This window comes from Streptomyces hypolithicus (assembly GCF_052934925.1).
On the sequence record NZ_CM128811.1, the window covers coordinates 1,732,631 to 1,750,692 of the forward strand.

Sequence of the window (18,062 nt, forward strand, 5' to 3'; positions counted from 1 at the left end):
ACCGACACGTCCGGGCCTCGCGGTTGGGCCGATGGATGCGACGCGGTGTGCCGCCCCCCAAGGGGCGAGGTGTGCCCGTACGTCCCCCTCTCCCCCCGCCGGCCCCGAGCCGAGCGAGGAGAGCACCCCGTGACCATCGCGCCAGCCGATCCGGCAACTGCCACGGATTCGACGGAGGCGGCCGAGCCGTCGGGCGGTCCCGGCACCGTACTGCTGCGGACCCTCACCGACCTCACCGCCGACCTCCCCGACACCGACCCCGGCCGAGTCGCCGCGGCCGCCCTGCGCGGCCGCAACGCCGCTTCCGACGCGGCGGAGTTGCGGGGGCTGGCGACCGACGCCGCCGCCGGCCTGATCTCCGAGGACCCGGCGTACTCCCGGCTCGCGGCCCGCCTCCTGGCTCGTACGATCCGCGACGAGGCGGCGACACAGGGCGTGCGTACCTTCTCCGACTCGGTCGCCGTCGGGCACCGCGAGGGCCTGATCGCCGACCACACAGCCGGCTTCGTGGCCGCCCACGCGGCCCGCCTGGACGCGCTGATCGACGCCTCCGGTGACGACCGGTTCGGCTATTTCGGCCTGCGCACGGTCTACAGCCGCTACCTCCTGCGCCACCCCATCACGCGTCAGGTCATCGAGACGCCGCAGCACTTCATGCTCCGCGTCGCCTCGGGCCTGGCCAAGGACGACTCCGCCACGGCCGCCGACGAGGTCGCCGCGCTGTACCGGCTGATGAGCCGCCTCGACTACCTCCCGTCGTCGCCGACGCTCTTCAACTCCGGTACGCGCCACCCCCAGATGTCCTCCTGCTACCTGCTGGACTCGCCGCTCGACGAGCTCGACTCGATCTACGGCCGCTACCACGAGGTCGCCCGCCTCTCCAAGCACGCGGGTGGCATCGGACTCTCGTACTCACGCATCCGCGCCCGGGGCTCGCTGATCCGGGGCACGAACGGCCACTCCAACGGCATCGTGCCGTTCCTGCGCACGCTCGACTCGTCGGTGGCCGCCGTCAACCAGGGCGGCCGGCGCAAGGGCGCGGCCTGCGTCTACCTGGAGACCTGGCACGCGGACATCGAGGAGTTCCTGGAGCTGCGCGACAACACGGGCGAGGAGGCGCGGCGTACGCACAACCTGAACCTCGCGCACTGGATCCCCGACGAGTTCATGCGCCGCGTCGACGCGGACGCCGACTGGTCGCTGTTCTCGCCCTCCGACGTGCCCGAGCTGGTCGACCTGTGGGGCGACGCCTTCGACACGGCGTACCGCAAGGCGGAGGCGGACGGGCTGGCCCGTACGACGATTCCCGCGCGCCAGCTCTACGGTCGGATGATGCGCACCCTGGCGCAGACCGGCAACGGCTGGATGACCTTCAAGGACGCGTCGAACCGTACGGCGAACCAAACGGCGGAGCCGGGCTCCGTGGTTCACTCCTCCAACCTCTGCACCGAGATCCTGGAGGTCACGGACGACGGCGAGACGGCTGTCTGCAACCTCGGTTCCGTCAACCTCGGTGCGTTCGTTCTCGGGAACGGCGAAATCGACTGGGAGCGCCTGGACGAGACCGTCCGTACCGCGGTCACCTTCCTCGACCGGGTCGTCGACATCAACTTCTACCCGACCGAGCAGGCCGGCCGCTCGAACGCCAAGTGGCGCCCGGTGGGCCTGGGCGCGATGGGCCTCCAGGACGTCTTCTTCAAACTGCGGCTGCCCTTCGACTCTGCCGAGGCCCGCGACCTGTCCACGAAGATCGCCGAGCGCATCATGCTCGCCGCCTACGAGGCGTCCTGCGCCCTCGCCGAGGCCGAAGGCCCGCTGCCCGCCTGGGAGAAGACCCGCGCGGCCCGCGGCGTCCTGCACCCCGACCACTACGGCGTCGAGGTCAGCTGGCCGGAGCGGTGGGACGCGCTGCGCGCCCGTATCGCCAGGACCGGCATGCGCAACTCCCTGCTGCTCGCGATCGCGCCGACGGCGACCATCGCGTCCATCGCGGGCGTGTACGAGTGCATCGAGCCGCAGGTCTCCAACCTCTTCAAGCGCGAGACGCTCAGCGGTGAGTTCCTGCAGGTCAACGCCTATCTGGTGGAGGACCTGAAGAAGCTCGGCGTCTGGGACGCCCAGTCCCGCGAGGCGCTGCGCGAGGCGAGCGGCTCGGTGCAGGGCTTCAGCTGGATCCCCCAGGAAGTACGGGCGCTGTACCGCACGGCGTGGGAGATCCCGCAGCGCGGCCTGATCGACATGGCCGCCGCCCGCACGCCGTACCTCGACCAGTCCCAGTCGCTGAACCTCTTCCTGGAGACGCCGACCATCGGGAAGCTCAGCTCGATGTACGCCTACGCCTGGAAGAAGGGGCTCAAGACGACGTACTACCTGCGCTCGCGCCCCGCCACCCGCATCGCGCGCGCGGCCGGCTCCGGCGCGTCGGCGGGCGCGACCATCCCCGTACAGCAGGCCCCCGCAGCGCCCGCCGTCGCTCCCGTCACTTCCGTCACTCCCGACGCGGACGCGATCGCCTGCTCCCTTGAAAACCCCGAGTCCTGCGAGGCCTGCCAGTAATGAGTTCCACCGACAAGAACCTGCTCGACCCGGGCTTCGAGCTGACGCTGCGTCCCATGCGCTATCCGGACTTCTACGAGCGCTACCGGGACGCGATCAAGAACACCTGGACCGTCGAGGAAGTCGATCTCCACTCCGACGTCACCGACCTCGCCAAGCTCTCACCCGGTGAGCAGCACATGATCGGACGGCTGGTCGCGTTCTTCGCGACGGGCGACTCGATCGTCTCCAACAACCTGGTGCTGACCCTCTACAAGCACATCAACTCCCCCGAGGCGCGCCTGTATCTCTCGCGCCAGCTCTTCGAGGAGGCCGTGCACGTCCAGTTCTACTTGACGCTGCTCGACACCTATCTCCCCAACCCGGACGACCGGGCGGCGGCGTTCGACGCGGTCGAGGAGATCCCGTCGATCCGCGAGAAGGCCCAGTTCTGCTTCAAGTGGATGGACTCGGTCGAGAAGATCGACCGCCTGGAGTCGAAGGCCGACCGCCGCCGTTTCCTGCTCAACCTGATCTGCTTCGCGGCCTGCATCGAGGGGCTGTTCTTCTACGGAGCGTTCGCGTACGTCTACTGGTTCCGTTCCCGGGGCCTGCTGCACGGCCTGGCGACCGGCACCAACTGGGTGTTCCGCGACGAGACGATGCACATGAACTTCGCGTTCGAGGTCGTGGACACCGTCCGCAAGGAGGAGCCCGAGCTGTTCGACGAGGCTCTCCAGCAGCAGGTCACCGACATGCTGAGGGAGGCGGTGGAGGCGGAGCTGCAGTTCGGCCGCGACCTTTGCGGTGAGGGTCTGCCCGGCATGAACACCGAGTCGATGCGCGAGTACCTCCAGTGCGTCGCCGACCAGCGCCTGGAGCGCCTCGGTTTCCCCGCGGTGTACGGCTCACAGAACCCGTTCTCGTTCATGGAGCTTCAGGGCGTCCAGGAGCTGACGAACTTCTTCGAGCGCCGCCCGTCGGCCTACCAGGTCGCGGTCGAGGGTTCGGTCGCCTTCGACGACGACTTCTAGAAGACGGCGACTCTAGTGCCCCTCGCGGCGCTAGTGCCGCGACCGGCAATGTTTGCCCCACAAGGAGCGTCGTCCAGTGCGTGCGATCGCAAGGCGGCCGGAAGCCCTTGGATGGGGTCCCCCCTGCTCGAACGAAGTCGAGCGCTTGGGGAAGGAGCTACCAGGGCTTTCGGTCAACGCGGCGAGCGTGCGTGCTGGACGACGCGACGGGGCAAAGCTTGCCGAGAGGGCCACTGGAAGCCGTACCCGGCTGCCGGCGTCGTCGCGCCGGCGGCCGGGGGCGCGGCGTAACCGGGTACGGAGGGCCAGCGGACGCTAGCAGCCGCTCGTCGCCACGGACCGCGTCGCCGGCCGCCGGCCGGACGCGCTGCGCACCGTGCCGGTCGGGCGCGGGCGGGGGTTCTCAGCCTCACGGAGTTGCCGGTCGATCCGGCGGTCCCTGGCGTGACCGATGAAGGACGGGAGGGTGAGGAGGACGAAGACGACGATGACCGCGAGGTAGTTCGTGAAGGTTTCCATGGCTTCACTGTGGTCGCCCCGGCCTGAAAAAGTCAGTGGCAGGACTGTCATGGAACATCGAATTACTGCCATACTGGCCCCATGCTGAAGAATGTGGCCGTGGCCCTGGTCGACGGCGTCAACCCCTTCGAACTCGGCGTCCTGTGCGAAGTGTTCGGCATCGACCGGAGCGATCAGGGGCTCCCGGTGTACGACTTCGCCGTGTGCGCCATGGAACCGGGCCCGCTCGCCGCCCGCTCCGGCGCGTTCTCCATCTCCGTACCGCACGGTCTCGACCGGCTGGAGAGCGCCGATCTCATCGGCATCCCGGCCGACCAGCACTGCGAGGCCCGCGTCTACCCGGAGCCGATGCTCGACGCGCTGCGCCGGGCCGTGGACCGCGGCGCCCGCGTGCTGAGCGTCTGCTCGGGGGCGTTCGTACTCGGCGCCGCGGGGCTGCTGGACGGGCGCAGGTGCACGACCCACTGGCGGCACGCGGCGGAGCTGGCCCGCCGCTACCCGCGCGCGCGGGTCGAACCCGATGTGCTGTACGTCGACGAGGGCTCGGTCGTCACCTCGGCGGGCACCGCCGCCGGGATCGACGCCTGCCTGCATCTCGTACGTGAGGAACACGGGCCGGAGGTGGCCAACACCATCGCCCGCCGCATGGTGGTCCCTCCGCACCGCGACGGCGGCCAGGCGCAGTACATCCAGCGCCCCCTCGCCCACGCGCGCTGTGACACGGTGGGTGAGGTGCTGGCCTGGATGGAGCGGCACCTGGACCAGGAGCAGACCGTGGAACAGCTCGCCGAGCGGGCCCACATGTCGCCGCGGACGTTCGCGCGGCGCTTCCTCCAGGAGACCGGCACGACGCCCTACCGCTGGCTGCTGCGGCAGCGGGTGCTGCTCGCGCAGGAACTGCTGGAAGCAACGGACGACACCGTGGACACGATCGCCGGCCGCGCCGGATTCGGGAACGCGGCGGCGCTGCGTCATCAGTTCGTACGGTCACTGGGGACCACGCCCAATGCCTACCGGCGAACGTTCCGGGGACCGGCACTGGCCGCGTAGCGACCGTGCCGGTCCCCGGAACGATGCGCGTGCGTCAGGAGACGCCGCAGCTGGACGCCGACCAGAAGCGGCTGGAGCGGTGGTCCAGGTGCGTGTGGTCGCTGTGGCCGGGGTAGCCCGGGCCGAGGATGCCGTTGAAGCCGTGGTTACGGGCCTGCTTGGCCAGGGTGCACAGGGAGTGCGGACTGACGCCGAGGTCCGCCGCGTCGCCGTACAGGTGGCGGCTGCTCGACGCACCGCCGACCGCGTCGTTGCAGGCATGCGAGCGGAAGCCGCTGGTGACCCTGATCGGCTGGTCGCCCAGCGCGTGCCGCAGCGCCTCCAGCTTCCACATGGTGCGCAGGGCGTTGGACTTCGCGGTGGACGCGCTCACCGCCCCGCCCGCCCAGGAGGTGTTGCAGTTGTTGAGCTCGCCATAGGTGAAGTGGATGGGCGTGCAGTCGTCGTCCTGGAGATCGTAGAGCTTGCTGAACACGGCGGATCCGGCGACGCCGTCGGAGCTGAGTCCGTACGCGGACTGGAAGCGCTGCACGGCGGCGGTCGTCGCCGGTCCGTAGTCGCCGTCGACGGCCAGGACCGAGCCGTATCCGGGGTAGCCGCCGAGTCGTATCTGGAGCTGGGTGACGTCGGCGCCGTTCGCGCCCTGGGAGAGGGTGCGGGACCAGGTGTAGCAGCCGTCGGCCTGCGCAGGGCCGGCGGTGGCGACCGTACCGGCCAAGGCGGCAACCATGAGCATGACAATGCTGAGCACGGTTCTCGTCGTACGTCGGAGCATCGGACCTCCATACCGAGGAGCGGGGGTACACCCGAGACTGTCGGGCCCGGCGAGCCGCGTCAACAGGGTCGCGACCAGGGCCATTTGTCCAACCAATGGCGGCGTGAACGCGAAGAGGACCCGAACCGGCGAACCGGTTGCGGGCCCTCTCCGGGGGCGTACGCGAAATCAGTCGTAGGGGACGGTCAGCCGTACAGGCCGTCAGCGGTACAGGCCGCTCAGTCGTTCGGCACGGTCTCGTAACGCGCCGTGCCCTCCGCCATCTGCTTCAGCGCGTCCTTGCGGTCGCGCTTGGTGAGGCGGTCGATGTACAGGTAGCCGTACAGGTGGTCCGTCTCGTGCTGGAGGCACCGCGCGAAGTAGCCGCTGCCGCGGACCTTGATCGCGTTGCCCTCGGCGTCCCGGCCGTGCACCACCGCGTAGTCGGGGCGGCCCAGTTCGGCGTACGCCGTCGGAACGGACAGGCAGCCCTCGTTGGCCTCGTCGAGGTTGCGCTGGTCCTGCGGCAGCTCCTCCAGGACGGGGTTGCAGACCACGCCGACGTGGCGCACGCCGTCGTCGTCCATGCAGTCGTAGACGAAGACCTTGAGGTCGACACCGATCTGGTTGGCGGCGAGACCGACCCCCTCGGCGGCCCGCTGGCTGGCGAACATGTCGTCGACGAGAGCGGCGAGCTTGTCGTCGAACTCCGTGACGTCTTTGCACTCCTTGTGGAGGACGGGGTTCCCCACGACGGTGATGGGGCGGGCGGTGCCGCGTTCGCGGTGGGCCTGCTCGCGCTCGTCCGTGTTCTCCGTGTCCACGACGAACCCGTCGTTGATGACCTGCTGGTCCGTCTCCTGCTGCGACATGTCCGCCGTACGCCTTCCTCAAAGCCGAGAAACCCGAAACCCAGAACCCGGAATTACCGAGTCGGATGCCGGTACAGCCTACGGGGCCCGGTCAGCAGACTTCTTCGAGATCCCGCCACTCACGGCTGTCCGGGCTGTCGGCCACCCATCCGTCGAGCAGCCCTCGCACCAGCCCGGCGGGCGCCGCGAGGCCGCACTCGCGCTCGGGAAGCCACAGTTCCCCGGCTCCGGCCGTGCGGTGGCCGAGCGGGCCGGGGTGACCCGGCTCGCTGTGGTCGTGCGGGTCGAGGTGCTCGCCGTCGCCCTCGTCGCTCGGCATCTGCGACTCGGAGCAGGACCGGCAGAGCAGCCGTACGGACGACGACCAGTCCTCGGCCGCGAAGCCCGCGTCGGCGGCCAGCCGCTCCAGGGCGTCCCGGTCGGCCTCGGTCGCGGCCTCCAGCAGCACCACCCAGGTGGGGACGGGTGACGGCGCCCACAGCTCGATCTCGTCGAAGACCGGGAAGGACGGGCCGGCGGCGGTCACCCGCTCGCCGTGCGGCACACCGTCGTGCAGGACGACCTCGCCCCAGCGCCGCCCGGACGACGGCAGCGGAATCGACAGGACCTCCATCCGGGCCGGGTCGAGCCTGCGGCCCCACACCACCTCTGCCTCGCCCTCCGGCGACAGACGCACGGCGGCGCTGCCCAGCTCCATGCCCAGCGGCTCACCGCTCTCCGTCGGCTCGCCCGGCACCTTCAGGCCGTACGCCTGCCAGGCACGGCGGGCCAGCGGCCAGTCCTGGAGGGCGGTGGCGGCGATGCCGACGTTCCACCAGTCGGGGGCGCCGGTCTCCCGGTCCAGGAGCGCGACGGCGCGCAGGCCGGCGGACCTGGCCTGCTCCCAGTCGTGCCGGAACTTGTGCAGCAGCGCGAGGTTGAACCAGGACTCGGACAGCCAGGGTTCGAGGTCCGCCGCGCGCGTCAGCAGCGCCCCCGCATCCTCGTACCGACCGTCGCCGATCAGCGTGAACGCGCGGTCGGTGGCCTGCCGCCACGAGGCGGATGGCCGATGCCGTACCTTCCCGAAGATCTTCACGATTCCCGCCTGTCCCGCCTGCCGGTCGCTGAAGGTCAGTGCCCCCGGACACCCTCGTCTTCCTCTTCTTCGCATCCAACCATGCCGGGTCACAGGGCCGCTCATTACCCATGGGTTACCCAGGTGGGGAGGGGGTCAGACCGCCTCGGGACAGGACACGCGCCAGAGATTCCACGACCTCGCTCTGATAGTCGCGGCCGGTGCCCAGGCGCAGCTGTTCCAGGGCGGCGAGCGGTCCGCCCAGCCCCCCACCGCTTTCCCCGGTGAAATCGTCGTATGCGTTGACGGTGCGGACGATCCGGGCGGACAGCGGCTGCTCCCGGTACGGGTCCGCCTGCCGCTCCACGACCACGGCGACGGCGACGGGCACCCCGCTCTGGCGCACGACGGCACCGCTCAGCAGGGCGATACGGCGCTGCTCAGCGGGCGCCAGCGAGGCGGTGGCCCCGGCCGGGACCGGGTCGACGAGGGACAGCTGCCCGATGTCGTGCATCAGGGCGGCGTACTCCAGCACAGTCAGATCGGGCTCCGACAGCCCCAGCTCACGCCCGACGGCCCGGCTGAGCTCGGCCACCCGCCGCGAGTGACCGGGAGCCGTGCAGCCGGCGATCTCGGTCGCGCGGGCCAGCGAGGCGATGGTCTGGCGGTACGTCGCACGGACGGCGGCGTAGCGGCGGAACGACAGCTGGGTGAGCAGCAGCGGCACACAGAACACCGGAAGCGCCCACAGCCCGGCCACGGCGACCCCGAGCGCCATGACGATCCCGGTGGCACAGACGGCCGACCCGATGCCGGGCAGCGCCCGCAGCTCGTCGCGGAGCAGCGGCCCGTACGGATGGCCCGTACGCGCCCGGGCCACGGCGGCTGCGAGTACGGCGTCGCACAGCGCGGTCAGCACGAGTAGCAGAAGCAGGAAGACGGCGTGGTACGGGCCGTGGCCGATCCGCTGTCCCCACAGGCCGGAGTTGTAAAGCGGCTGGAAACAGACGGCGGCGAAGGCGACGGTGAGGACGCGGCGGGCGACGTGGTCGAAGGCGGGCCGGTGACCGGTGGCGAGGTGCGGGGCAGCGCCGGTGAGGGCGGCCGCGACGACGACGGCGACGACCTGGAGGACACCGTGGGTGGTGGGCTGCCCGGCGTTATGCCCGAGCAGGGCGTAGGCGAGGGCGCCCGCGGCACCGAGCGGGGCGGGCTCGCGCCCGGTGGCCGTCGCGGCGGCGCTGCCCCGCACGCCCCATCGGGCGAGTTCGCCGACGGCGACAAGGCCGGCGAAGGCGAGGGCAACGCGGGGTTCGGTGACGCCGTGCCAGAGGGTGTGGGCGAGGGCGTACACAGTGAGCGCGGCGGAGGCGCCGTACACGAGGGCGACGGCCGGCGCCGGCGGCCCCACCCCGCCCCGGCTCATCATGCCGCGCGCCCCGCCGCCGGCGCGCGGACCGCTGCGCGGTGGGGCTGAACGGTGCCGCGAGCGGCGATATCCAGCCCGTCCGGCGTCCAGGGTCTGGGGCTTGCCCCAGCCGCGCTCCTCACGGGGGACCCCCCACCACCCGCGACCGCGAGACGGCGGCGGCGACCGCGGCCGCGACCGGGTCACGATCCGCCCGAGGAACCGGGGCCTGCTCCTCGTCCGCCGTCACGGCCGCCTGACGCCACCCGTGCCGCGACAAGGCCCTCACCATCGCCGCCACCATCCGCGGATCGAGCTGCGTCCCCGCGCACCGCTCCAGCTCGCGCACCGCCGCGTCGACCGGCCGCGCCCGCCGGTAGGACCGGGTGGACGTCATCGCGTCGAAGGCGTCCGCCACGGCGACGACCCGCGCGAACTCCGGGATCCGGTCACCCGCGAGTCCATAGGGATAGCCGCTTCCGTCGAGCCGCTCGTGATGGTGCAGGATCGCGGACCGCGCCTCCCCGAGGAAGCCGATGCCCCGCACCATCTCGTGCCCGTACTCCGGGTGCAGCTCGATGACGCGCCGCTCCTCGGGCGTCAGCGGCCCGTCCTTGCGCAGCAGCCGCGTCGGCACGCCGAGCTTGCCGACGTCGTGCAGGATCCCGGCGAAACGCAGGGCCTCGACGCGGTCCTCGGCCATGCCGAGTTCGCGGGCGATCATCACGGACGCGCGGCCGACCCGCTCGCTGTGCCCGCGCGTGTACCGGTCCTTGATGTCGACGGCCTGTACCAGGGCCCGGATGGTCGCCTGGTGGGCGGCCCGCTCACGGTGGTACTGCGCGAAGACCCAGCAGGAGATGTACACGGGCAGCAGCACGAACAGCGCGGCGGCCGCCCCGTACGCGCTGCGCCACAGGACGGCCATCATCAGCCCGGCGAGCCCCTGCACACAGTGCGGGGCCAGCGAGCGCAGCAGCAGGCCGCGGAACGCGGTGCGCGGCGGCAGCCGTTCGGCGGTGGCGAGGATGCCACCGTCCAGTGTGGTCAGGACCAGGCAGAAAGCGAGGACGGCGGCCCCGGCGGGCAGCAGCGCGTACGGAAAATCGGGCGCCGCCACCCCACCGCCCCCGCCTCCACCGCCTGCGCCGCCGCCCAGCGCCGCACGCCCGTCCAGCAAGGTGCAGACGTGCGCGGCGGCGCAGGCGGCGAGTGCGAGCTGGGCGGCCCGCCACACCCGTCGCACCACGTGCGGGCCCCGCTCGACATGGCCGACGAGCGCGGCGGGCACGGCGACGAGCGCGGCGGCCGGGGGCGGCAGCAGGAGTACGGCGGCGAACAACACGGGGAAGAAGGAGCCGGAGCCCACCCGTACCGCGCTGACGAGAAACGGCCGCCGGCCGAGCAGTTCGCAGGCCGCGTAGAGCGCGGCAAGCTGGGCGGCGATGCCCCAGGAGACTCCGGCGCCGGCCCGCAGAGCTGGGAGCGCACAACAGAGGGCCGCGAGCAGCGCACACAGGATGTACGTCCGCGCCGGTAGGGGTAGGGCTCTCACCAGCCTCGCTCCTGCTGTCCCGGGTCACCCGACAATGAGTGCGCCAGGCTAGCGAGTTGAGCGAAGCGAGAGGCGGCGAAGTAGCCGATTAGCACCTTCGAGTGATAATCGGCCAAACCTCACACAGCCTGCCTCACCCCACGGGGCGGCTACGCCTCCTTGGCGCCGGCCGGAAGGTCGGCGGTGGTCGTCGCCGTCACGTCCTGGTCGGGCACGGCCTGCCCCGAGCGGATCAGATCGATGCGCCCCATGACCTTGGCCCGCAGATCGGCCGGTACGTCGTCGCTGCCGCAGCAGCGCTTCACCAGCTTCTTCACGGCCTGCTCCAGGCCGTACTTCTCCAGGCACGGGGAGCACTCCTCGAAGTGGACCTCGAACTTGGTGCAGTCACTGTCCGGCATCTCGTGGTCGAGGAACTCGTAAAGATGGTCCAGGACTTCCGAGCAGTCCGTCTCGTGCGGCTCTCCGCAGCTCATGAGCCAGAGCCCTTCCGGTCGTTCGGCTCTCCGGCGCCCGCCGGGACGAGCCCGCGCTCACGCGCGTAGTCCTCCAGCATGCCGCGCAATTGACGGCGGCCCCGGTGCAGCCGGGACATGACCGTACCGATGGGTGTTCCCATGATGTCCGCGATCTCCTTGTACGCAAAGCCCTCCACGTCCGCGAGATAGACCGCGATGCGGAACTCCTCGGGGATCGCCTGCAACGCGGACTTGACGTCCGAGTCGGGCAGGTGGTCGAGCGCCTGCGACTCCGCGGAGCGCAGACCGGTCGACATGTGCGACTCGGCGCGCGCGAGCTGCCAGTCCTCGATCTCCTCGGCGCCGCTGCGCTGGGGTTCGCGCTGCTTCTTGCGGTACGTGTTGATGAAGGTGTTCGTCAGAATGCGGTAGAGCCACGCCTTGAGGTTCGTACCCTCACGGAACTGGTGGAAGGACCCGTACGCCTTGGCGTACGTCTCCTGCACCAGGTCCTCCGCGTCGGCCGGATTACGCGTCATACGCAGCGCGGCCGAGTACATCTGGTCGAGGAAGCCCAGCGCGTCGCGCTCGAAACGCGCGTTGCGCTCGGCGGTCGTCTCGTCCGCCGCCTGGCCGTCGTCGGTCCCTGTGTCGGTCCCAGTGACCGGACCCACCTCCTCCAACGCCGTGTCGGGACCGAATGCGGACCCGCTCGAATCGGAGGATAGACGACGATCCGACCCGGCCGCCGCCCGACGGGTGGCGGTCTTGGCCGCGGTGAGCACCGTCCATTCCAGGTCAGCGGTGTTCGAGCGGCGCGGGCAGATGGTCGAACCCATGCGACGGACTCCCTCTCCACGTACATGCTGCGTATGTCGACGCCTGCGACAACAGCCGTCCGGCGCTCGGCATTCCCGCGTCACCACGGCACCGTCACGCCAGCCCGTCGATCCAGCGTCCGACCGCGCCCGTGATCACTTCGACCACCTGTTCCTCGGAGATCCCGGCCTTCTTCGGCACAGCGAAACCGTGATCGCCGTACGCCACCTCCACGAGGTCGTACGCCCCGCCGGGGAACTCCGCGGGCTTCCCGAAGGGATCGTTCGCGCCCTGTACGACCAGAGTGGGGACCCCGGCGTCCAGCAGCTCGCGCGCGCGGGACTTCTCGGGCCTGCCCGGGGGGTGCAGCGGGAAGCTCAGCGCCAGCACGGCGTGCGCACCGAGTTCGCGCGCCGTACGGCACGCGACGCGCGCCCCCGCGCTGCGTCCGCCCGAGATGACCGGCAGCCCCGGCTTCTCCAGCGCCGGCCAGACTCCGCGCCAGCCGGCGTCCAGGGTCTTCGGCGCCGGGGCCACCTTCTTCCCCGCCACCCGCCAGGGCTGCTCGACCAGAGCGACAGTGACCCCGCGCGCGGGCAGCGCGGCGGCGAGCCCCTGGAGGTCCCGTGCACCGATGCCAGCGCCGGCGCCGTGGCTCACGGCCAGCACGATCCGCGCCTGCTCCGGCCCGGCCCAGGTGATGCGCGCCGGGCCGGCTTCCGTCTCCACGATCTCGCTCTGCGTCACGCGCCCCATCCTGCACGCCGAGGCGTCAGAACAGCGTCTCCTCCTCCGGCGCCGCCAGTTCCTCCAGCAGTTCGGGCCCGTTGTTGCGGACGTTGCTCACCGCGGTGCCCACCGGGTAGGCCCGCATGAGCCCGGGCGGCGGCGGCGCCAGCAGGGGCCGTACGTCCTCCACATCCGTACGCGCCGGATCCAGCCAGGCGTCCCACCGGTCCGGCGTGAGCATCAGCGGCATCCGGGGGTGGATGTCGGCAAGCGCCCCGGGCCCGGCGGCCGGGGCGACCGCGAGCGGCGACGTCTCCGCCTCGGTGGTGATCACCGAACACGTCACCCACCACGCCTGCGGGTGGTCGTCGGGCAGCGTCCCGTCGCGCCAGAACTCGTAGACCCCGGCCAACGCCATGACCGAGCCGTCCGCCGGGGTCACGAAGTACGGCTGCTTGCGCGGCCGCTTCTTCCTCCCCTGCTCCTCCAGCTGCCGCTCGTCGGCGCCGGTGACCCACTCGTAGTAGCCGTCGGCCGGAACGAGGCAGCGCCGCGCGGCGAACGGCCGCCGGAACGACGGCTTCTCGTGCACCGTCTCCGCCCGCGCGTTGATCATCCGCGCCCCGCCCTCGGGCGACCTGGCGAACGAGGGCACGAGACCCCACTTCAGCTTCCGCAGCTGGCGAACCGGACGCCGGTCCGCCGCGTCCTTCACCGGACGCTCCAGAACCACGTGGACCTCCTTTGTCGGAGCCACGTTCCAGTCCGGGGCCAGCGCCTCCTCCGGCTCCCACTTCTGTACCTCGAAGAGCCCGACGAGGTCCTCGGGCCTCCGGCTCGCTGCATACCGTCCGCACATAAGTGCCACACTGCCACGACTGCCCAGACCTCAAGGAGCCGCCCGGACAATGGACAGCACCCATTTCGGCGACCTGTGGGACCGCGTGTTCGGTACGCAGCCCGACCCCGACCAGTGGCTCGTGATCGCCACGGCGCTCCCCGCGCTCGCCGTCGTCGTCCCGCACGTCCTGTGGCGGCTTTCGCGCAACGCCATCACGATCGCCCACGAGGGCGGCCACGGTCTGATCGCCCTGCTCACGGGCCGCAGTCTCGACGGCATCCGCCTGCACTCGGACACCAGTGGCCTGACTGTCAGCCGGGGCAAGCCGACCGGGGTCGGCATGATCCTGACCGCCGCCGCCGGCTACACCGCGCCGCCCCTCCTCGGTCTCGGCGGCGCCTGGCTGCTCGCCGCGAACCACATCACGCTGTTCCTGTGGATAGCGACGGCCCTGCTGCTCATGATGCTGGTGATGATCCGCAACGCGTACGGCGCCCTGACCGTGATCGTGACTGGCGCCGCGTTCCTCCTGGTGTCCTGGCTGACGACCGCGCAGGTGCAGGCCGTCTTCGCGTACGCCGCCGTCTGGTTCATGCTCCTGGGTGGTGTCCGTCCCGCCTTCGAGCTCCAGTCCAAGCGCCGCCACGGCGGGGCCCCCGACTCCGACGCAGACCAGCTCTCACGCCTGACGCACGTACCCCCGGCCCTGTGGCTGTTCCTCTTCCACACCGTCTCACTCTGCTCGCTGATCGGCGGCGGCCGCTGGCTGCTCGGGCTCTGAGCAACACCCACCTCACGGCAACATTGGGTTACGCCCCGGTTTCGCCGCATTTGATCAAGATCCGGATTCGCTGCCAACCACTAAAGTGAAGGCCATGACCGAAAGCACCGTGCACCCCGCCCTCTGGCCCGCTCCGCGCGCGGGCGAAGCCGTCGACGCGACCGTCACCGTGCCCGGATCGAAATCGGTCACCAACCGTGGCCTCGTCCTGGCCGCCCTCGCCGCCGAACCCGGCTGGCTGCGTCTGCCGCTGCGCTCCCGCGACACCCTGCTGATGGCCGAGGCGCTGCGCGCGCTGGGCGTCGGCATCGAGGAAACCGTCTCGTCCAGCTCCGTCGCCACGGACGATGCGGGCGTCACGGGCGAGGCATGGCGCGTGATCCCCGCCGGGCTGCACGGCCCGGCCACCGTCGACGTCGGCAACGCCGGCACCGTGATGCGCTTCCTGCCGCCGGTGGCCGCCCTCGCCGACGGTCCGGTGCGTTTCGACGGGGACCCGCGTTCGTACGAGCGCCCACTCGGCGCCGTCATCGGCGCGCTGCGCACGCTGGGCGCCCGTATCGACGACGACGGCCGCGGCGCACTCCCCCTCACCGTGCACGGCGGTGGCGCGCTGGACGGTGGGCCGGTGGAGATCGACGCGTCCTCGTCCTCGCAGTTCGTGAGCGCGCTCCTGCTGTCCGCGCCGCGCTTCAACCAGGGCGTGGAGGTACGCCACACCGGAACCGTGCTGCCCTCCATGCCGCACATCCGGATGACCGTCGACATGCTGCGCGCTGTGGGCGCGCAGGTGGACACCCCGGAGTCCGGCGGCGAGCCGAACGTCTGGCGGGTCACCCCCGGCGCCATGCTCGGCCGCGACCTGACCGTCGAGCCCGACCTGTCCAACGCCCAGCCGTTCCTCGCCGCCGCCCTGATCACCGGCGGCCGCGTCACCATCCCCGACTGGCCGGAGCACACCACGCAGCCCGGCGACGCGCTGCGTGAGATCTTCACCGAGATGGGCGGTTCCTGCGAACTCACCGAGCGGGGCCTGACCTTCACCGGCACCGGCACCGTCCGTGGCATCGACGCCGACCTGGGCGACGTCGGTGAGCTGACCCCCGGCATCGCGGCCGTCGCCGCCCTGGCCGACTCCGAGTCCGTGCTGCGCGGCGTGGCACATCTGCGGCTGCACGAGACCGACCGGCTCGCGGCACTCACCCGGGAGATCAACGCGCTGGGCGGCGATGTCACCGAGACCGAGGACGGCCTGCGCATCCGCCCCCGCCGGCTGCACGGCGGGATCTTCCACACGTACGACGACCACCGGATGGCGACTGCCGGCGCGGTGCTCGGGCTCGCGGTGAAGGACGTACAGATCGAGAACGTGGCGACCACCGCCAAGACGCTGCCCGACTTCCCGCAGATGTGGACCGCAATGCTCGACGGAAACTGACGGGCCGACGACATGCGCCGCTACGGCAAGAACCCCGACGAGGACGACATCCGGATCCGCCCGAACCGCAAGGGCAACCGGCCTCGCACGCACACCCGCCCCAAGCACGAGGACGCGGTCGAGGGCTTCGTGCTGACCGTCGACCGGGGCCGCATCACCTGCCTCGTCGAGGACCGTTCGGTCACCGCGATGAAGGCCCGCGAGCTGGGCCGCAAGTCCGTCGTGGTCGGCGACAAGGTCGCCATCGTCGGCGACCTGACCGGCGACAAGGACACCCTGGCCCGCATCGTCCGGGTCGAACCGCGCGGCTCGGTGCTGCGCCGGACCGCCGACGACGACGACCCGTTCGAGCGGGTCGTCGTCGCCAACGCCGACCAGCTGGCGATCGTCACGGCTCTGGCCGACCCCGAGCCGCGGCCGCGCATGATCGACCGGTGCCTGGTGGCGGCGTACGACGCGGGGCTCGCACCCCTCCTGGTGCTGACCAAGTCGGACCTGGCGTCGGCGGAGCCGCTGCTGGAGACCTACCGGCCGCTCGGGGTGCCGTACATCGTGACCAGCCGCGAGGAGCTGGAGAGCGGGGCGGCGACCGAGCTGGTGCGCGAACACCTCGACAATCACGTCACGGCGTTCGTCGGGCACTCCGGCGTCGGGAAGACGACGCTGGTCAACACCCTCGTACCGGAGGAGCGGCGGCGTACGACCGGGCATGTCAACGCCGTCACCGGCCGCGGCCGGCACACCACCACGTCGGCGCTCGCCCTGCCGCTCACCGACGCCCCGGGCTGGGTGATCGACACCCCCGGTGTGCGCTCCTTCGGCCTGCATCACGTCGATCCCTCGCGGGTGATCCTCGCCTTCCCCGACCTGGAGCCGGGGACGGAGCAGTGCCCACGGGGCTGCAGCCACGACGAGGCGGAGTGCGCGCTCGACCAGTGGGCGGCCGACGGTCACGCGGACCCCACCAGGCTGGATTCGCTGCGGCGGCTGCTCGCGACCCGGGAGCGACGCGAGGGCGACTGACCAGCCGCGCCGCGTTTACCCGTACCCACCGCCGGTAAGGGCATAATCGCACCAAGTGCGACGAAGCAGTCACCGACGCGGGAGGAACCGACCATGGCGTGGCTGCTTGTGGTGGTGGCAGGACTGCTGGAGACGGGTTTCGCGGTGTGCCTGAAGCTGTCCCACGGCTTCACAAGGCTGTGGCCCACGGTGGCTTTCTGCGCCTTCGCGCTGGGCAGCTTCGGCCTGCTGACCCTGGCGCTGCGCAAGCTAGACGTCGGCCCGGCCTACGCGGTGTGGACGGGCATCGGGGCAGCCGGCACCGCCATCTACGGGATGATCTTCCTGGACGACGTCGTTTCGACGCTGAAACTGGTCTCGATCTCCCTGGTGATCGTCGGGGTCATCGGTCTCCAGCTCTCGGGCTCGGCCAGCTGAGCCCGCGCGTGCCGCCGTTGCCGCCGGCGCTGCCACGGCCATCGCTGCCGCGGCCTCCGATGACGCTGTGCAGCAGCCGTACGAAATCCTCCCCGGACCCGGTGGGCGCGACGACGTACGACAGCGCGAGGCGCACCGCCAGCTCGCAGCGGTGCCCGAGGTCCGCGGCCTCCTCGCTCGTACGCGCCCCAGCCTGCGCCCGCCTGCACACGGTGGCGGCCAGCTCGCCGGGGGCCGGCGCACCGGCGTCGGCGCGCCGCTGGGCCGGCACCGGTGACACCGCGATGTCGAGGGCGAACCGGGCCGGGTGCGGTGCGGGCAGATCCTCTCCCCAGCAGCCGGTGAGCAGCGCGCGCACGAGCGCGTTGCTGCGGGCGGCGGCCACGGTCCACTCGGCGACGGACACCAGCCGGTCGTCGAAACCCGCTGCCGGGTCGGTCAGGGCCCGGTCCACGCCCGCGAGATAGCCGTCGGCCGCCCGGCGCACCAGGGCGCGGGCGAGGCCGTCCTTGCTGCCGAACTCGTTGTAGAGGGTCTGCCGGGACACCGCGGCCGCGGCGGCCACGTCAACCATCCGCACTCCGGGCCACGGCCGGCCCGCGAGCGCGGTGGAGGCAGCTTCCAACAAGGCTTCTCGCGCGGTGGCCACTGCGTTGCCTCCCGGGTGTTTTCCCGGGCCGTACCGGTGCACGGCTGCTCGGCTCTCAGAGTTGACGCACCGCGGGGCGCTGTCAATGGCACAGGCGACAGAGGCAGGACGGCAGGGGCGCGG

At 71.3% G+C, this 18,062-nt stretch carries 18 protein-coding genes; 7 read left to right on the plus strand and 11 right to left on the minus strand.

The window, feature by feature from the left end; translation table 11 throughout:
• Nucleotides 1-129: 129 nt before the first annotated feature.
• Entirely contained in the window at nt 130-2,556 is a 2,427-nt protein-coding gene (locus tag ACU6WZ_RS07940; protein WP_447032409.1) for a ribonucleoside-diphosphate reductase subunit alpha, read from the plus strand.
• Nucleotides 2,556-3,569: a ribonucleotide-diphosphate reductase subunit beta gene (locus ACU6WZ_RS07945; RefSeq protein ID WP_447032410.1), complete on the plus strand. Its 1,014-nt coding sequence runs from the start codon at nt 2,556-2,558 to the stop codon at nt 3,567-3,569. The genes ACU6WZ_RS07940 and ACU6WZ_RS07945 overlap by 1 nt, the downstream gene beginning before the upstream one ends.
• Before the next feature lie 315 nt (nt 3,570-3,884).
• On the opposite strand, the gene ACU6WZ_RS07950 is transcribed toward ACU6WZ_RS07945, so the two are convergent.
• The gene (locus ACU6WZ_RS07950; RefSeq protein ID WP_447032411.1) at nt 3,885-4,088 is read right to left on the minus strand and encodes a hypothetical protein; all 204 of its coding nucleotides are present in this window, start codon (nt 4,086-4,088) and stop codon (nt 3,885-3,887) included.
• An 81-nt stretch (nt 4,089-4,169) separates the two neighbouring features.
• Here ACU6WZ_RS07950 and ACU6WZ_RS07955 point away from each other — a divergent pair, with 81 nt between their 5' ends.
• Nucleotides 4,170-5,138 (plus strand): helix-turn-helix domain-containing protein, encoded by a 969-nt coding sequence (locus ACU6WZ_RS07955; protein ID WP_447032412.1) that lies wholly within the window; start codon nt 4,170-4,172, stop codon nt 5,136-5,138.
• Nucleotides 5,139-5,172: 34 nt separating this feature from the next.
• On the opposite strand, the gene ACU6WZ_RS07960 is transcribed toward ACU6WZ_RS07955, so the two are convergent.
• The 9 genes from ACU6WZ_RS07960 to ACU6WZ_RS08000 form a co-directional block, all read right to left on the minus strand.
• The gene (locus ACU6WZ_RS07960; protein WP_447032413.1) at nt 5,173-5,913 is read right to left on the minus strand and encodes a D-Ala-D-Ala carboxypeptidase family metallohydrolase; all 741 of its coding nucleotides are present in this window, start codon (nt 5,911-5,913) and stop codon (nt 5,173-5,175) included.
• 218 nt (nt 5,914-6,131) lie between these two features.
• Nucleotides 6,132-6,764 carry a peptide deformylase gene (def, locus tag ACU6WZ_RS07965; protein WP_447032414.1) on the minus strand — a complete coding sequence of 211 codons (633 nt, stop codon included), beginning with the start codon at nt 6,762-6,764 and terminating at the stop codon, nt 6,132-6,134.
• Nucleotides 6,765-6,855: 91 nt separating this feature from the next.
• Entirely contained in the window at nt 6,856-7,842 is a 987-nt protein-coding gene (locus tag ACU6WZ_RS07970; RefSeq protein WP_447032415.1) for a tetratricopeptide repeat protein, read from the minus strand.
• 115 nt (nt 7,843-7,957) lie between these two features.
• Nucleotides 7,958-9,247: an HD-GYP domain-containing protein gene (locus ACU6WZ_RS07975; protein ID WP_447033922.1), complete on the minus strand. Its 1,290-nt coding sequence runs from the start codon at nt 9,245-9,247 to the stop codon at nt 7,958-7,960.
• Between the two features lie 121 nt (nt 9,248-9,368).
• Nucleotides 9,369-10,784, minus strand: coding sequence for an HD-GYP domain-containing protein (locus ACU6WZ_RS07980; RefSeq protein ID WP_447032416.1), 1,416 nt, complete (start codon nt 10,782-10,784; stop codon nt 9,369-9,371).
• A gap of 149 nt (nt 10,785-10,933) precedes the next feature.
• Complete coding sequence (gene rsrA / locus ACU6WZ_RS07985) at nt 10,934-11,260, minus strand: mycothiol system anti-sigma-R factor (protein WP_447032417.1); 327 nt, start codon at nt 11,258-11,260, stop codon at nt 10,934-10,936.
• Nucleotides 11,257-11,916, minus strand: a complete 660-nt coding sequence (locus ACU6WZ_RS07990; RefSeq protein WP_447033923.1) for a sigma-70 family RNA polymerase sigma factor — start codon at nt 11,914-11,916, stop codon at nt 11,257-11,259. The genes rsrA and ACU6WZ_RS07990 overlap by 4 nt, the downstream gene beginning before the upstream one ends.
• A gap of 259 nt (nt 11,917-12,175) precedes the next feature.
• Nucleotides 12,176-12,808 carry an alpha/beta hydrolase family protein gene (locus ACU6WZ_RS07995; RefSeq protein ID WP_447032418.1) on the minus strand — a complete coding sequence of 211 codons (633 nt, stop codon included), beginning with the start codon at nt 12,806-12,808 and terminating at the stop codon, nt 12,176-12,178.
• A 25-nt stretch (nt 12,809-12,833) separates the two neighbouring features.
• A complete protein-coding gene (locus ACU6WZ_RS08000) occupies nt 12,834-13,649 on the minus strand; it encodes an SOS response-associated peptidase (RefSeq protein WP_447032419.1) in 816 nt (271 codons plus the stop codon).
• A gap of 49 nt (nt 13,650-13,698) precedes the next feature.
• Here ACU6WZ_RS08000 and ACU6WZ_RS08005 point away from each other — a divergent pair, with 49 nt between their 5' ends.
• From ACU6WZ_RS08005 to ACU6WZ_RS08020, 4 genes are all read left to right on the plus strand, one after another.
• Nucleotides 13,699-14,412, plus strand: a complete 714-nt coding sequence (locus ACU6WZ_RS08005) for a M50 family metallopeptidase (RefSeq protein WP_447032420.1) — start codon at nt 13,699-13,701, stop codon at nt 14,410-14,412.
• 94 nt (nt 14,413-14,506) lie between these two features.
• On the plus strand, nt 14,507-15,850 hold the full coding sequence (gene aroA, locus ACU6WZ_RS08010; protein ID WP_447032421.1) for a 3-phosphoshikimate 1-carboxyvinyltransferase: 1,344 nt from the start codon (nt 14,507-14,509) through the stop codon (nt 15,848-15,850).
• 12 nt (nt 15,851-15,862) lie between these two features.
• Nucleotides 15,863-16,873 (plus strand): ribosome small subunit-dependent GTPase A, encoded by a 1,011-nt coding sequence (gene rsgA, locus ACU6WZ_RS08015; protein WP_447032422.1) that lies wholly within the window; start codon nt 15,863-15,865, stop codon nt 16,871-16,873.
• Between the two features lie 93 nt (nt 16,874-16,966).
• A complete protein-coding gene (locus ACU6WZ_RS08020) occupies nt 16,967-17,290 on the plus strand; it encodes a DMT family transporter (RefSeq protein WP_447032423.1) in 324 nt (107 codons plus the stop codon).
• Here ACU6WZ_RS08020 and ACU6WZ_RS08025 read toward each other — a convergent pair.
• Nucleotides 17,256-17,939 (minus strand): TetR/AcrR family transcriptional regulator, encoded by a 684-nt coding sequence (locus ACU6WZ_RS08025; RefSeq protein WP_447032424.1) that lies wholly within the window; start codon nt 17,937-17,939, stop codon nt 17,256-17,258. The two genes, ACU6WZ_RS08020 and ACU6WZ_RS08025, sit on opposite strands and share 35 nt — an antisense overlap.
• Nucleotides 17,940-18,062: the final 123 nt, after the last annotated feature.